Source organism: Corynebacterium sp. HMSC063A05 (assembly GCF_001809695.1).
Lineage (GTDB): Bacteria > Actinomycetota > Actinomycetes > Mycobacteriales > Mycobacteriaceae > Corynebacterium > Corynebacterium amycolatum.
In genome coordinates this window covers 85,543-101,879 of sequence record NZ_KV798504.1, presented here as the reverse complement: position 1 = coordinate 101,879, position 16,337 = coordinate 85,543, and the positions used below count along the sequence as shown (strand labels likewise).

The following is a 16,337-nucleotide window of genomic DNA, read 5'->3' as shown; positions in this document are numbered from 1 at the left end:
CACGACCAAAACAAAACCAGACCCAACCAAACCCCAAAAGGAGCCCACACACCTATGGCATTAAGCGGACCATTCCAGGTCGGCGACCGAGTCCAGCTGACTGACTCGAAGAATCGCCACTTCACCGTCATCCTCGAGGAGGGTGGCAAGTTCTTCACCCACCGCGGCACCATCCTCCATGACGACCTCATCGGCGCCAAGGAAGGCACCACCGTCACCTCCGGCGAAGGCACGGTCTACCTGGCCATGCGTCACTTGCTGGTCGATTACGTCCTGTCCATGCCGCGCGGCGCTGCGGTGATTTACCCGAAGGATGCCGCACAGATTATCGTCGAGGGCGACATCTTCCCAGGTGCGCGGGTGTTGGAGGCCGGCGCTGGCTCCGGCGCACTCAGCCTCAACCTGCTCCGCGCCATCGGCGCTGACGGGCAGCTTATTTCCTACGAGGTCCGCGAGGACCACATCGAGCACGCCGAACGCAACGTTGTCGACTTCATGGGCCACAAGCCCGACAACTGGGACTTGCGCCTCGGCGATCTCAACGAAGCCTCCGTCGAGTCGCTCGGCGGTCCGGTCGACCGAGTCATTCTGGACATGCTCGCTCCGTGGGAATGCCTGGACACCGTTTCGAAGGTGCTCCAGCCTGGCGGCGTGCTCATGGTCTATGTCGCCACCGTTCCGCAGCTAATGAAGGTCATGGAAGGCATCCGCGCGCAGAAGTGCTTCACCGAACCACGCGCCTGGGAATCCCTGGTCCGCGACTGGAATGTTCAGGATCTCTCCGTCCGCCCGGCGCACCGTATGCAAGCACATACCGCGTTCCTGGTGTGGGCACGCAGGCTTGCCGACGGCACGGTGCCTCCGCGTCCACAGCGACGAAATCAAAAGAAGCTGTAAGACCGCCGCTTCGCGCTGGGAGGTGTAGCCGTCGTAAAGCGTGATACGACACACGGTCTAAATCGACCAAGCAACAACGGCATCTGGCCCTATGGGTAATCTGGGGTACATGACAACGCCGTCTGACAAAATCCGTGATCTTGAGCAGAAGAACTACAACCTCGGCATTCGAAATAATCGCCTGGTTGAGCTGTTGCGGGACTCCCGTAACAAGCTAGAGCTACTGCGCCAAGACATGGAGGACATGCTGGAGCCGCCTAGCACGTACGGTATTTTCCTTAAGCCGGGACCGGAGAAGAGCACCGCAGAGGTGTTTACCGGAAACCGCCGGATGCGACTGAGGGTGCAGCCGGAGATTAACGAGCGGGCGCTTCGGCCGGGCGCGCAGGTGCGCCTGAATGAGGGCTCGATAATCGTGGAGGACTGCGGTTATCCGGAAAGCGGCGATATCGCCAATGTTCGTGAGGTGCTGCCGGATCGGGAGCGCATTTTGGCCTCGGATACTCACGGTGAGGAATTCGTGGTGTCCCTGGCTGGGGACTTGTCGCCGAAGCCGGGGGACTCGGTGATGATTGACCGCAAGTCGGGCTATGCATTTGAGGTCATTCCGAAGTCCGAGGTGGAAAACCTGGTACTGGAAGAGGTACCGGATGTCACCTACACGGATATCGGTGGTTTGGATAGTCAGATTGAGCAGATTCACGACGCCGTGGAGATGCCGTTCCTGCAGCCCGAACTGTTTGAGCAGTACAACCTGCGTCCGCCGAAGGGCGTGCTGCTCTACGGTCCTCCCGGCAACGGTAAGACGCTCATTGCCAAGGCTGTGGCTAATTCGCTGGCACGCAAGATTGCGCTGTCCCGAGGCAAGACCGAGGCGGAGGCGCAGCGAGCGCAGTCGTACTTCTTGAATGTCAAGGGCCCGGAGCTGCTCAATAAGTTCGTGGGCGAGACGGAGCGTCAGATTCGCCTGATTTTCGACCGCGCTCGCGACATTGCCGAAGATGGCAAGCCGGTTATTGTCTTCTTCGATGAGATGGACTCGATTTTCCGCACTCGTGGTTCGGGTATCTCCTCGGATATGGAAAACACTGTGGTTCCGCAGCTGCTCAGTGAACTTGACGGTGTAGAGGGACTGGAAAACGTCATCGTGATTGGTGCCACCAACCGCGAGGAAATGATCGACCCGGCAATTCTGCGCCCGGGACGCCTGGATGTGAAGATCCGCATTGAGCGCCCGAATGAGGCTGCGGCGAAGGATATCTTCCGCAAGTACTTGACCCCGGAGCTGCCGTACAACGCGGCTGAGGTAGAGGCTCACGGTGGGGTGGAACAGAATGTGGCACACCTCATTGATCAGGTCGTTGAGCGAATGTACGCCAAGACGGCAGAAAACGAGTATGTGCGGATCCGCTATGCAGATGGCACCAGCGAGGTCATGTACTACCGCGATTTCAACTCCGGCGCGATGATTTCCAACATCGTCGACCGCGCGAAGAAGTCCGCCATCAAGTCGGTTATCGCCGGTGGCGAGGCGGGCATTAGCTTGGACCATCTGCTGTCCGCCGTGGCGGAGGAGTTCGCGCAGAACGAGGACCTGCCGAATACCTCGAACCCGGATGAGTGGGCTCGTATCTCCGGCCGCCCAACCTCGCGCGTTGCCTCGGTCGAGGTGATTCGCCATGGCTAATTCCGCTGCGAAGTCTGCTGCTAACTCTGCTGCAAACCCCGCACAGCCGAACCGCTTCTTCGGCACCGAAATTGAGTACGGCATTTCCAGCCCGGACAACCCGGATGTCAGCCCAATTCTCACCTCCACGCAGGCCGTGCTGGCTTTCGCGCACGAGCAGGAGGAGGGCCTGTCGGGGCGCATCCGCTGGGACTACGCACCGGAGTCGCCATTGCGCGACAACCGTGGCTTTGACCTGCGCCGCTACCACCAGCCACCGATTGTGGATCCAAACGCCGTTGGCGCTGCAAACCTGCTGGTGCAGAATGGTGCCCGTTTCTACGTCGACCACGCACACCCGGAATACTCCTCACCGGAGACGGCAACTGCCCGCGAAGCGGTCATCGCAGACCGTGCAGGTGACAAGATTATGCTGCGGGCAGCTCAGCTTGCCGCAGAAGCCACCGATGCCGAAGGCAACCCCGGCCCGGTGCTCAAGCTCTACCGCAACAATGTCGATGGCAAGGGTGCCTCGTATGGCGCCCACGAGAACTACCTTTTCTCCCGGGAAACCGAGTTCGATGACATTGTCGCCGGTCTGACACCGTTCTTCGTCACCCGCCAGGTGTTTACGGGCGCTGGTCGCGTCGGTCTGGGACAGACGGGACAGGAGTCGGGTTTCCAGATTTCGCAGCGCGCGGACTACATCGAGACCGAAGTCTCACTGGAGACCACTTTGAACCGCGGCATCATCAACACCCGCGATGAACCACACGCCGACTCCGATCGCTTCCGCCGCCTGCACGTCATCATCGGTGATGCCAACATGAGTGAGGTCGCCACCTTCCTCAAGCTGGGCACCACAGGTTTGGTCATTGACGCCATCGAGGACGGCGTGCGTTTCGACGATCTGCAGCTCCGCAACCCCGTCGAGGCGGTCCATAAGGTCTCCCGAGACCTAACCTGCACCGAGAAGCTGCAGCTGGCGGACCATGTCACCTGGATGTCCGCGGTGGAAACGCAGTACGAGTACCTGCGTCGCGTGGAGAGCTACGATCAGCAGGGCGACGTCGTCAAGCTCTGGCGTGAAGTGCTCGACGTGCTTGCCGACGACCCCCGCAAGGCAGCCCACCTGCTGGATTGGGTGGCGAAATACAACCTCATGGAGGGCTTGCGTACCCGCCTGGGCGCAGGCTGGGATCACCCGAAGTTGGCGCTGATTGATATTCAGTACTCGGATATTGATCCGACTCGTGGGCTGTACCATGCGCTGGTACGCCGCGGTTCGATGCGCACGCTCGTGTCCGAGGAAGAAGTCAACCGCGCGGTTGAATATGCGCCGGAATCCACGCGTGCGTATGTGCGCGGTGGCATTTTGCGCCGCTTTGGCAAGGATGTCGTCGCGGGCAGTTGGACCAGCTTAGTGGTGGACACTTCGGGGGTGTATCGACGCACTCGTGACGTGGAGTCGCCGGGAATCACGCTGGCCTACATTACGCTGGATGAAGTTGACCGTTTCACTGCCGCTGATTGCGGTGAGGTGTTGGAGTCTGCGGAGACAGTGGCCGAGGTGGTCGAGCATCTGCGTACGCTCGGGGCTATCCGCGAACAATAGGCACGCATAGTGCGGTAATAGGCAGTAATACTCAAAAGTTCATTTTAAGGAGCAATATCATGGCTGGTAACACTCAGGTTTTCGGCGGCGGTTCCGGCGGAGGCGACGAGGAAGAGTTCGGCGAGGTCGCTGGCGGCGGTCAGGCACAGGAGCACGTTGCAGCTGCTGACGACCTGTTGGATGAAATTGATGGTCTGCTGGAGAACAACGCCGAGGAGTTCGTGCGTTCGTACGTCCAGAAGGGTGGCCAGTAAGAAGTGACTGACCAGCAGGTACCAGCACAGGCGTTGACCCGACGCATCACCGGCATTGAGACCGAGTTCGGCATCACTCTGACGCTGGATGGCTCGCGTCGCCTGGGGCCGGATGAGATTGCCCGCTACATGTTCCGACCCGTGATCGCCAAGTACGGGGCAACCAACATTTTCACCCCCAATGCTGGTCGTATGTACCTCGATGTCGGAAGCCACCCGGAGTACGCCACCGCTGAGTGCGATTCTGTCTCGCAGCTGGTCGCGTACGACCGCTCGGGCGAGGTCATCTTGAACGAGCTCGCCGAAAGGGCTGAAGCAGAGCTTGCTGACGAGGGCATCGGTGGCAAGGTCTACCTGCTGAAGAACAACGTTGATACCGTCGGTAACTCCTACGGTTGTCACGAAAACTACCTGGTTGGACGTGAACTGGGGCTGAAGTCCCTGTCCAAGCTGCTGCTACCTTTCTTGGTTACGCGACAGCTCATTTGCGGGGCGGGGAAGATTTTCCTGCCGTACCCAACCTCGCCGTATCACAACGATCCGATTCAGTACTGCTTCTCGCAGCGCGCGGATCATGTGTGGGAGGGTGTCTCCAGTGCAACGACGCGCTCCCGACCGATTATTAACACTCGCGATGAGCCACACGCGGACTCCAACCGATTCCGCCGCTTGCACGTCATCGTGGGCGACTCCAACATGAGTGAGACGACGACCGCACTCAAGATTGGCTCCACTCAGTTGGTCCTGGAGATGATTGAAGCTGGCGTGAAGTTGCCGGACTTCGAGGTCGCCAACGAAATTAAGTCCATCCGTGCGGTGAGCCGCGATATGACGGGCAAGGCCGAGATTCCACTGCGCAGTGGCGAAACTGCCACCGCGCTGCAGATTCAGCGCGAGTTCCTGGACGCTGCAGCGCAGTGGCTGAAGGTCCGCGAAGAAAACATGGTCAACGAAGACAAGGGCATTGCCGGTGCCGGCACGTCCAACGAGGAAATGGGCCGCATTGTCGAGCTGTGGGGGCGCGCACTGGATGCCGTGGAAACCGGTGACTGGTCTCTCATTGAGCACGACATTGACTGGGCCATTAAGTACTCGCTAATGAAGCGCTACTTGGACCGCGGTCTGACTCTGGAGGACCCCAAGCTTCATCAGATCGACTTGGCCTACCACGACATCCGTCCCGGCCGCGGCATCTTCCGCGCGCTGGAAGCCCGTGGTATTGCCTCGCGGTGGATTACCGATGAGCAGGTTGCTGAGGCAGTCCGCACCGCACCGCCGACTACTCGTGCGAAGCTGCGGGGTGATTTCCTCGTTGCAGCTGAAGAATCCAGTTTGAAGACCGTCGTGGACTGGACACACCTGAAGATCTCCGGCGATGATCCCATCTCCACGATGCTCGGCGACCCCTTTGCCACGGAAAACGCTGAGGTCAGCGAGATGATTGAGATTCTGACGGCCGCGAAGAAGACCTCGGATACGCAGCCGGAAAACTAGTTCCGTCCCAGGAAACCGCCCAGGAAAAGGAGCCCCACAGTCGTGTCTGTCCCACCTGTATCGGAAAACCCCGGAACCGCCGCGATTAGTGAGAACCAACGCCAGGTTCAGCTGCTGTTGGCGCTTGCCGACGACACCGGGTGGGTCAGCGAGTCGTGGATCTCCAAACATGTCGAGGGTTACGCTCGTGTTTCCGAGGATTCTCGGGCTCGATACCTACGTGCGGACACCGCCGCACTCCTGACCGCCGGGGTCCCGGTGGAGGTTTCGTCGTCAAGCACTGGCGATAAGGTCAAACGCCTGCGCCTGAACAGGCTGCGGTGGCCCCAGCACGACCCCGAGTTCACTGAAGCGGAGGCTTCGGTGGTGTTCCAGGCCGCGAATGCCGCGTTTGGTTCGGAGGAACTGAGTTCGACGGCTGTGGCGGCGTGGCGGAAGCTCGCGTCATTTGCGCAGCGCAGCGCCATTGCGAAGCCGGATGAGTCGGTGGTGGTAGCCGATGCGGTGGATATGAGTAGGGCGGATTTCAGCACGCTACTGACCGCAATGACTTCGCCGCGGCGGACGGTAGAGATGTGGTACTCCCGCCAGTACGGCGTGGATGATGAACTGCGCACGCTGGAGCCGTGGGGTTTGATTAACCTGCGCGGACGCTTCTATGTGCTGGGTTTTGATCCGCAGCGTGAGGCGGCGCGTATGTTCCGGCTCAGCCGTATCCGCGATGTGTCGGATACGGGAACGTCGGTGACGCAGCCAATGCCCGATGGTGACTTGCAACAGATTGCGAAAGAGATGTTGCACCGCGGTGGGAAGACGTATCAGGCGGTCGTTCGTATTACCCCGAATACCTGCGCTGATGTCGTAATGAAAGCAACAGCGCTGGGGGAGGGCCGCTACGAGCTGCCAGCGGCACCTGTGAGCGAGATTGTGTCCACAGGTTTGAGTTACGCACCGGATTTGATTGTGGAATCACCTAAAGAGGCACGGTCGAAAATTATTGCTCGGTTGGAGCAGGTACTCGCTCGCCATGGCGGATCGAATGGTACGAAGAACACTCTGGAGGGCAACTAATGACAGTGCATGCAGCCCGAGAACTAGACGCGACTGTCAGCGTCGACGAGTTGTTGGCGGTCGTACCGTATTTTTCCCAGCACCGTTCAATGACAGAGGCCGCAACCGAGCTGGCCATCCCTTTTGCCCGAATTCGGGCAATCGTGGAGCAGATTGCCGATATTGACCAGCCGGGACTCCTCGGAGTGCGGGCTTTTGAAGTTGATTACCGCAACAGCTTTGACGTCCGTATTCGCCCTCATGCAACGGTGCTCAGCCACCCGCGTGCGCTCACAGCCGAAGAGACCGCGACCTTGCTGCTCATCCTGGAAACCATCGAGGACTCCGCAGCCGCCACCTCTTCCGAGGCCGCGCAGAGGGCCGCGACAAAGCTCCGCAGTGCCCTGGGAACGAACGTTCCCATCATCGATTCGACCGCCGCAGAGGATGGCAAGGCCTTTGCCTTTGCAGAGCAGATTTACTCCGCGCTGCATCAGCGCAAAGTGCTGAAGGTGCGTTACCGGAATGCCTCAGGGCAGGTTTCAGTCCGTGAACTTGACTGTGTCAACGTTTATACAGTTGAGTCCACAACATACCTCCGCGCCGTCGACCGGGCGCAGGAAGACAGCCATCAGAAGAGTTTCCGTGTCGACCGACTGGAGGCCGCCGAGGTCCTCGACATTCCCGCCGCTTTCCACCGCCCAGAGCCCGTCGATATCCGTGATCCGCACGCCTTTGGTGCGGAAACGGGGACGTCCGAATGGGCGAGTGTGCTTATCGACGCCGATGCTACGTGGATCGCAGACTATGAACCGGTCTTCTTCACCGAAGATGAGGGAGAAGAAGAGGATACCGAACCGGTCTCTGACCAAGGCTTAGGGCAGTCGAAATTTGCCGCTGACGTGCCCATGTCCGACCTGGCAGCAACAGTCTCCTTTGTGCTCCGCCGTTCACCGAGCGTAAAAGTCACTGAGCCCCTAAAATTGAAAAACGCCGTTGTTGCGCGAGCTTCCGAAGCTTTGGCAGAGTATGGTCGAAACGACAAAGCTTAAACTAGAGCTTCTATCGCGCACAATGTGGCAACTTGCCACTTGTATTTGTATTCATTTGAAAGGTCTCTAAGCGGATGCCGAACCTAGGTCCCTGGGAAATCATCATTATCCTGGTTGTTCTTGTTTTGCTCTTTGGCGCAAAGAAGCTGCCGGATGCCGCTCGTTCGCTCGGACGCTCCATGCGTATCTTCAAGTCCGAAGTCAAGGAAATGCGCAACGATGACGAGCAACAAGAGCAGGCTGCAATCCAGCAGGCTCCGCAGGCCCAGCCACAGCAGCCGTACCAGCCGCAGCAGCAGTACCAGCAGCCGGCGCCCCAGGCTCAGCCGCAGCAGCAGTACCAGCCGCAGCCTGGCCAGAACAACCCTGGCCAGCCGCAGCAGTAGTAGAAGGCCGGTTGAAGCGTGACTTCAGCTACATCCACATCACGTCTTCGGAAGCGCCAACGTAAGCGCAATCCCGAGGGCGTGATGACTATTGTCGAGCACATTCAAGAGCTCCGGCGTCGTCTCGTTCTCTCTCTTGCTGGTATCGCCGTTGGCACTGTTGTGGGCTTCATCTGGTACCAGACCGCCTTTACAATTGGCCAGTTCCGCATACCGTTTACCTCGACCGATGTCGGTCCGCTGCACTTTAAGTCCCTGGGTGAATTGCTCAAGGATCCGTACTGTCAGCTTCCACCCGAGATGCGTCTCGGCGGCGGCGAGGGTGCGGAGTGTCGTCTGCTGGCGACCAGTCCGTTCGAAATGTTCATGCTGCGACTAAAGGTCGGCGCGTTGGCCGGTCTGGTGATGTCGTCGCCATGGTGGCTCTACCAAATTTGGGCCTACATCACCCCTGGCTTGGTGCGGAAGGAACGCCGCACCACCCGCCGAGTTGTGACTGCCGCAGCACTGCTGTTTGTCATGGGTTCCGTCCTGGCTTACTTCGTTGTCGCCTTCGGTTTGGAGTTCTTGCTTCAGATCGGTGAAGAAACGCAGATTTCTGCACTCACCGGTTCGCAGTACTTCGGTTTCGTCCTCGCACTAATTCTAGTTTTCGGAGTCAGCTTCGAAGTTCCGCTCTTCGTGGTGATGTTGAACATGGCGGGCGTCATTACCTACGAGGGCATCAAGGATAAACGCAGCATTATCATCATGTCGCTGTTTGTCTTTGCGGCTTTTATGACGCCAGGTCAGGAACCAATATCTATGGTCGCAATGGCGACGGCGCTGACATTGCTGGTCGAAATCGCAATCCAGATTTGTCGCCTCCATGACCGTCGTAAGGCAAATGAGCGTCCGGAGTGGCTAGATCTGGATGACGAACAAGGCTCCGGACCAATCACAGCCTCCGGTCCAATTGGTTCTGCTGGCGGTATCGGCGACGTGGGCGGCATCGACGCCCCGACTTCAGTAAGCACGCCGACGTCGATTCAGCCGGGCGGCATGCCGACGGCATCAGCGGCTCCGACGACCTCCCCGATTTCTGGCCCGACGCCAGTGAACCCGCCGGCGCCGACTCAGGCATCCCAGATGCGCCCGACCCGTAATTCGCGTCCACCGCGTCCACACGGAATGATTCCGGAGACTCCGATGCCGACGCAGGACTTACGAAATCGTCCGACGAGTGACTTTGATGATGTTCTCTAGCGTGGTTTATGACACTCTAGAGGCATGACTCTTCTCGGCGATTTCGTTAGCCAACAGGATTTCGATCTTGACGACTTTCAGCTCCGCGCCTGCCAATCAATTGAGGCAGGACGGGGCGTTGTCGTCTGTGCACCCACCGGTGCGGGCAAAACTATTGTTGGCGAATTCGCTATTTATGCTGCGCTCGAGCGCGGCGGCAAGTGCTTTTACACCACCCCTATTAAGGCACTGAGCAACCAGAAGTACCACGACCTAGTCGAGGACTACGGCGAGGACCGCGTGGGCCTGCTCACTGGTGACACTTCGATTAACGGCGACGCAGACATCGTGGTGATGACCACCGAGGTGCTGCGTAACATGATCTACGCGAACTCGCCGACGCTGAAGAAACTCACGCATGTGGTGATGGACGAGATTCACTACCTCGCTGACCGGGAGCGCGGCGCTGTGTGGGAAGAGGTTATTTTGAACCTCGACCAGTCCGTGGCTGTCATCGGTTTGTCCGCGACGGTATCCAACTCCGAGGAATTCGGGCGCTGGCTGTCCACGGTGCGCGGGCACACGGACGTTATTGTCACGGATTTGCGTCCGGTTCCACTGCATCAGCACATGCTAGTGGGCAACCGACTCTATCCTCTTTTCGAGGCGAAGTCGGACAAGGTCAATCAGGACCTGCTGGAGGCGTGCCGTCGCGCCGAGTTCGGCTACGGGGACGCTGGGGCCAGGGAGCGCTACCAGTACAAAAAACACAAGGGCGGTGGGCGCTCATACAGCTGGGGCGATAGGGGGCAGCGCAAGTTCCGCCCACCGAAGCGCGGCGATGTTATCCGCATGCTCGGCTCCATGAACATGCTGCCCGCGATTGTTTTCATATTCTCCCGCGCGGGCTGCGAAGGCGCGTTGGCGCAGGTCGGCGCTACTCGCGCAGAACTCACTGACCGAGATGAGCAGGAGCGCATCGCCAAGATTATCGATGACGGTGTCGCGCACATTCCGAAGGAAGACCTGCAGGTTCTCGGCTTCCTGCGCTGGCGCCGCATTCTCATTCGAGGTTTTGCGGCGCACCACGCGGGCATGCTGCCTGCGTTTCGGCACATTGTGGAAGAGCTCTTTAACGAAGGCCTGGTCAAGGTCGTCTTCGCCACCGAGACGCTCGCACTGGGCATCAACATGCCTGCCCGCACGGTTGTGCTGGAGAAGCTGGTCAAGTTCAACGGCGAGGCACACGTAGATCTCACGCCCGGTCAGTACACGCAGATGACGGGTCGCGCTGGCCGCCGCGGTATCGACACCGTCGGCAATGCCGTGGTGCAGTGGGCCCCGGCAATGGACCCGAAGGCCGTCGCAGGACTGGCATCCACGCGCACGTACCCGCTGATCTCCACCTTCGCACCGAGCTACAACATGAGCGTCAACCTCCTACAGACACTCGGTTACGAGGGGTCGAAGCGTGTCATGGAGCGCTCATTCGCACAGTTCCAGGCGGATGGCGACATCGTCGGAGTCGCCGCCGAACTGTCCAAGGCCAAGCAAGAAGCCGCGGCCCTGCGTGCGGAATTGCTCGGCAGGGGAGCCGATGCGCACGCCGAAGGGTCGGAAGCTGATGGGTCGTCGTCAAGCGGAGAGGGCAGTTCGCGTGACGACGAGCGCCTGACCCAGATGCTCGAATACCTGGATCTGCGCGCGAAGCTGACCCAGGAGGAGAAGAACGCCAAGCGCCGCAATATTGAAGACCGCCACACGGAAACGGTGACCGCGCTGCGAAGGCTCCGTAGGGGCGAGGTTATTCCGCTGCCGAAGGGTAAGAAGGTGCAGTTGGCGGTGGTGTACCGGGAGGATCATTCGAAGTCGAATCCTCGTCCCGGTGTCATCAGTGTCGGCGGATTTGTGGGACGTGTGGAACCGCATATCTTCCCAGCGGCGCCGCAGACAGTCGGCTCGATTAAGCTGCCGCGGGATGCGGATCGGCATCCGCGACGTGCGCTCGGTATTGTGCGTGCAGAGATCGGCCGCAAGGGGCTGAAGGGACCAAAGAGGCTGAAGCGTCGCAGCGGTGGCAACTCTCCGGCGGTGAGGAAGTTGCGCCAGGAGCTGCGCGAGCACCCGCTGCATGGGGACCCTGCGGTGGAGACGATGGCTCGTCACGCCGATACGCTGCGACAGGCTGAGGCGCATGTTGCCAAGCTGCAAAAGCGCGTCGATTCCGCTTCCGATACGTTGGCACGCACATTCGACCGCATGCTGCAGTTGCTAACACAGATGGACTACGTGGAATGGCCAGAGGGCGCGGAGCCGACGATTACGGAGGAAGGCCTGCGGCTGGCGCAGATTCACAATGGGTCGGATCTGCTGGTGGCCACGTGCCTGCGCCGCGGTATCTGGGACGACTTGGACCCGGCAGAGCTGGCCGGTGCCGTGTCGAGTTTGGTCTTTGAAAACCGCAAGGCCAGCCAGGGCAGCGACGAGGTTCCGACGGAGCCGCTGGCCAAGGCGTTGGGGAACACTTATCGCATTTGGGAAGAGTTGTCGGAGGACGAGCGCCGCTACCGTCTGCCGGTGACGAACTTGCCGGACATGGCCTTTGCCACTGCAATTCATCAGTGGACTGCGGGCGCACCGCTGGGGTACTGCCTGCAGGCAGCGGCCGAAAGTGGCGCGGAGCTGACTCCGGGTGACTTTGTCCGCTGGTGCCGTCAGGTCATTGATCTATTGCAGCAGATTAAGAAGACCGGCTACTCCACAGACATTCGCGATAAGTCTGCCGAGGCTATTCAGGCGATTCGCAGGGGAGTAGTGGCGCTGAATAATTAGTTATCTCGGACACATCTCTTCTCCTGAACACCTGGTTCCTGAGGTGAAGATGATAAATTACTAAAAGTAGAATAGTTATAGAGCTATTCTTATCTCGCAGTGACTAACGAAACTGCAGATTATATTTTTCATATCTGACTTCATTTCTCAGGAAGGCCCCGAATGCGTAAGCTTCATAAGACTCTGTCCGCTGTAGGAATCGCGGCACTGAGCTTCGGCATTGCCCCAATCGCAAACGCTGCACCCGCTGGAAACGTTGTTACCTTCGGCGATTCGTATTTCGCCAATCCGACCGTTGAGGACTACTGGATTGCCAAGGCTCCAGAGCAAATTCCTGGACTCCCAGAGGTTCAGCAGAAGAATGGTTGCGCGCATGACCCTGATGGAATCCCGGCCAAGATCGGTAAAAAGACTGGCCGCCAGCTAGATGACTACTCCTGCGCAGGAGCCGTCCTCTACACGCCGAACGCAAACAATCTCGATCGACAAATCGAGGGCGCTATTCGCGATGGAGCACTGACCCCGCAGACTGCATTCATTGCAATTCAGATTGGTTTCAACGACACCTACAACAACGCAGTCAATCTTCCTTCCGTGCGTGAGGGCTGGTGGAAGGATGCTTCCGATGCCGCAGTTAACAAGATTCGCGCACATGCGCCGAATGCCCGTATCGCATTTGTCAATTACCCAACCATTTCGCATCCCGGTGATTCCAAGCAGTGCCTCATCCATGTGAACGTTGCTGGACAAAACATCGACGCCGGGGTTCCCGCATTCTGGATTGAGCAGGGTGAGATTGAAACCTCTAAGTACGCACAGCAGGCCGCTGACCGCCATAACGCCGAGTTTGTTGATGTCCGCTCGATGACCACGGATCGCCATGAGTGCGCACCGGATGATAAGCGAATCATCGCAGGCGCAGTCGACAACCGCACTCAGGACTACAACCTTCCGGTCCACCTCAATGGTGAAGGCAAAGAGATTATCGCCGACGCAATCGTCGCTCGCATCTAGTCCTTGCCTCCAAGCCCTGCGCCTTATGGCCCAGGGCTTTTGTCTTCAACTCACTACTTTTAGGGAAAAATGACACCTCGCACTCAACGCGCAACTCATGTGTCGCCTTGGACCCAGGTTAAGCAGTTTGCTACTGCTCTCGGCCCTCTCAAGCGTGCCGGCATCCTCAGAAATGATGGTCCTAAAGCACTGAAGAATATGTCCCAATGGGGCATTTCCATGGCAGCTCTCGTCGAAAACGACTGCCTTAATTGGCCTGACCGACTTGCCATTGTGGATGATTTCGGCGAACTTACATATAGCGAGCTTCGGACCCAGGCTAGAACACTCACGGCACGCCTAATGGAAATGGGGATTACCGAAGGATCCACCATCGCAATACTTGCGCGAAACTCTCGTGCCATCGTGCTGCCATTGTTGGCCTGCAGCTACCTCGGGGCCCGCCCGATGATTATGAATCCTGCCTCATCGTCAAAGCAGGTTAGCGCGATTATGTCTGACTATGGCGCGGATATTTTGGTCGTAGACGCCGAGTACAACCAAGACGCAGAATTTCCAATCAAATCACTCACTGTTGGTGGTGACCATGATGAGTTTCTTTCCCTCGTTTCCGGCCAAACCGATAGCTCCAAGCTTCCTCGAAAGCCGCGGCAGCAAGAAACGATCATCATGTCGTCTGGAACTTACGGAATCCCCAAAGGCGTTCGCCTCCCAGTCCCACGCACGCCAAAGGTGCTCGGCGGTATTGTAAAGGCAATCCCGTGGAAGAAGAACATGGTAGTTCAACTGACCGCTTCGGTCTTCCATGCGTGGGGTTGGCTCAACCTTCAGATTGGCTTGGCCACTGGCTCAACACTCATTTTGCGTCGAAATTTTGATGCAGATCAGGCTGCTGCGGACTGCCTTCAGTATGGAGTAACCGGAATTGTCTCCGCTGCAGTCTTCCTGAAGGATCTAGTCACTGCCGCGGACCGAGCAGAAACAAAGATTGGCCCATTTGGGTTCATCGTTTCTTCGGGTAACGCCATGCCGCCATATTTGGTTCGTGAGCTCAATAAGCGATTTGGGCCTGTTGTGTGCAATTTCTATGGCTCCACTGAGCATGGCCAAATCGCCATTGCAACTGGCCCTGAATTCGCCGCTGACCCGCACACCACTGGGCATATTCCATCTGGCGTCGAGCTTCGCATTTTTCGTGAAGATGGCACTGAGGCCAACCCAGGAGAGTTAGGTAACGTCTACGCAGCAAACTCTATGACGATGGTCGGGTTACTGGCTGCACGTGACAAATATGATGTCATGAATGGGCTGCTCGGAACAGGGGATAAGGGCCTCATTGATCAAAACGGCATGCTTCAGCTAGCCGGTCGCGCAGACGACATGCTGATCAAGGGAGGCGAAAATGTCTACCCTCGTGAAGTTGAGGAATTCCTCGGAACCGTCGATGGAATCGACGATGTGTTTGTCCACGGTAGTCAGGATGACATCGTCGCGACTCTTCGAGCCTACGTTGTACGTGAAGACAGCGTTGCTGGTGCTAACCTTTCCGACGACATGATTCGCGAACACGTTCGCCAGAATCTCGCGGAGCACAATGTGCCTGACGAGATTGTGTGGATGAAATCGTTGCCTCGTAATGACGGTGGCAAGGTCGTCCCACGCCGTCTACCCGACACCAGCATCTAGTTCCGCGCCTCTGTCTTATTCAAGGCTGACGGGTACAGTTGGCAACTATGAGCAACGGTATCTTTAGCTTTGACATCTATCAGCAGCGTCTGGATCGCACCGCGGAACTACTCCGCACCCGCGATGCAGACGCTGCAGTCTTTGGAACCGGAGCTGACCTGCAGTATCTCATCGGTTCTGCGGTCACTTCGCATGAGCGTCTCACCGCGCTGGTAGTCACCGCAGCCGGCACAACCACGCTGGTATTGCCCGCTGTGGAGCGGGGGGACCTGCCATTGTGCGCTATCAACGACCTCAACGCCGATGTGGTGTTGTGGGAGGACGGTCAGGATCCACACCGCATTGTCGCCGACCTAGTCGGCCACGTGGGCACTCTCGCAATTGGGGCGTCGTTGACCGCTGACCACCTGATTCCCATTCAGGATCTCACCGGAGCCAAGACTGTGTTGGCCGGAGAACTGCTGAAAGAACTGTTCATGCGCAAGGACGCCGCTGAGATTGATCAGCTGCGCGAGGCCGGCGCCGCCATTGACCGCGTTCACGCTCGCGTTCCGGGCATGCTGCGTGCAGGTCGCACCGAGCGCGAGGTCGCCGACGAGATTTCGGCAGCCATCCTGGAGGAAGGCCATGTCGCCATTGACTTCGTCATTGTCGGCTCGGCTGAAAATGGTGCTAATCCGCACCACGATTTCTCCAACCGCGTCATCGAGGACGGCGACGTGGTGGTCATCGATATCGGAGGCACCTTGCCGCTCGGCTACCACTCCGATTGCACGCGCACCTATGTCGTCGGCAAGCCGGGGGAGAAGGAAACCGCAGCGTGGGCGGCCCTGCGGAAGGCTCAGGAAGCTGCTGTAGCAGCGGTTCGCCCGGGTGTGACGGCTGCAGAGATTGATGCGATTGCGCGCAATAGCCTCACCGCTGCGGGCTACGGCGAGTACTTCATTCACCGCACTGGTCATGGCATTGGCCTGTCCACCCATGAAGAGCCGTTCATTATGGCTGGCAATGAGCTTGCACTCGAGCCGGGCATGGCGTTTTCGGTGGAGCCGGGCGTGTACCTGCCGGGCGACTTCGGTATGCGGCTGGAGGACATCATCATTGTCACCGAAGATGGCGGCGAATCGGTCAATAACAGTCCGCACGATTTGATTACCGTCTAATCGA

At 58.5% G+C, this 16,337-nt stretch carries 13 protein-coding genes; all 13 read left to right on the top strand.

From position 1 onward, the window contains the following. Positions 1–54: 54 nt before the first annotated feature. Positions 55–897, top strand: coding sequence for a tRNA (adenine-N1)-methyltransferase (locus HMPREF2651_RS06960; RefSeq protein WP_005510776.1), 843 nt, complete (start codon positions 55–57; stop codon positions 895–897). Between the two features lie 109 nt (positions 898–1,006). After that, on the top strand, positions 1,007–2,584 hold the full coding sequence (gene arc, locus HMPREF2651_RS06955) for a proteasome ATPase (protein ID WP_239663047.1): 1,578 nt from the start codon (positions 1,007–1,009) through the stop codon (positions 2,582–2,584). After that, positions 2,577–4,178, top strand: a complete 1,602-nt coding sequence (dop, locus tag HMPREF2651_RS06950; RefSeq protein ID WP_193393891.1) for a depupylase/deamidase Dop — start codon at positions 2,577–2,579, stop codon at positions 4,176–4,178. Before arc ends, dop begins: the two co-directional genes overlap by 8 nt. Positions 4,179–4,237: 59 nt before the next feature. After that, positions 4,238–4,432: a ubiquitin-like protein Pup gene (locus HMPREF2651_RS06945; protein WP_005510795.1), complete on the top strand. Its 195-nt coding sequence runs from the start codon at positions 4,238–4,240 to the stop codon at positions 4,430–4,432. Between the two features lie 3 nt (positions 4,433–4,435). After that, complete coding sequence (gene pafA, locus HMPREF2651_RS06940) at positions 4,436–5,926, top strand: Pup--protein ligase (protein WP_049181041.1); 1,491 nt, start codon at positions 4,436–4,438, stop codon at positions 5,924–5,926. A gap of 42 nt (positions 5,927–5,968) precedes the next feature. Next, positions 5,969–6,997, top strand: a complete 1,029-nt coding sequence (locus tag HMPREF2651_RS06935; RefSeq protein ID WP_049181042.1) for a helix-turn-helix transcriptional regulator — start codon at positions 5,969–5,971, stop codon at positions 6,995–6,997. Then, complete coding sequence (locus tag HMPREF2651_RS06930) at positions 6,997–8,028, top strand: helix-turn-helix transcriptional regulator (protein ID WP_049181043.1); 1,032 nt, start codon at positions 6,997–6,999, stop codon at positions 8,026–8,028. Before HMPREF2651_RS06935 ends, HMPREF2651_RS06930 begins: the two co-directional genes overlap by 1 nt. A gap of 74 nt (positions 8,029–8,102) precedes the next feature. Beyond that, the gene (tatA, locus tag HMPREF2651_RS06925) at positions 8,103–8,414 is read left to right on the top strand and encodes a Sec-independent protein translocase subunit TatA (RefSeq protein WP_049181044.1); all 312 of its coding nucleotides are present in this window, start codon (positions 8,103–8,105) and stop codon (positions 8,412–8,414) included. Positions 8,415–8,432: 18 nt separating this feature from the next. After that, the gene (gene tatC / locus HMPREF2651_RS06920) at positions 8,433–9,659 is read left to right on the top strand and encodes a twin-arginine translocase subunit TatC (RefSeq protein WP_246817343.1); all 1,227 of its coding nucleotides are present in this window, start codon (positions 8,433–8,435) and stop codon (positions 9,657–9,659) included. Between the two features lie 24 nt (positions 9,660–9,683). After that, entirely contained in the window at positions 9,684–12,470 is a 2,787-nt protein-coding gene (locus HMPREF2651_RS06915; RefSeq protein ID WP_049181046.1) for a DEAD/DEAH box helicase, read from the top strand. Between the two features lie 162 nt (positions 12,471–12,632). Continuing rightward, positions 12,633–13,484 (top strand): GDSL-type esterase/lipase family protein, encoded by an 852-nt coding sequence (locus HMPREF2651_RS06910; protein ID WP_049181047.1) that lies wholly within the window; start codon positions 12,633–12,635, stop codon positions 13,482–13,484. A gap of 69 nt (positions 13,485–13,553) precedes the next feature. Further along, positions 13,554–15,170 carry an AMP-binding protein gene (locus tag HMPREF2651_RS06905; RefSeq protein WP_049181048.1) on the top strand — a complete coding sequence of 539 codons (1,617 nt, stop codon included), beginning with the start codon at positions 13,554–13,556 and terminating at the stop codon, positions 15,168–15,170. Between the two features lie 47 nt (positions 15,171–15,217). Further along, entirely contained in the window at positions 15,218–16,333 is a 1,116-nt protein-coding gene (locus HMPREF2651_RS06900) for a M24 family metallopeptidase (RefSeq protein ID WP_053088408.1), read from the top strand. Positions 16,334–16,337 lie beyond the last annotated feature (4 nt).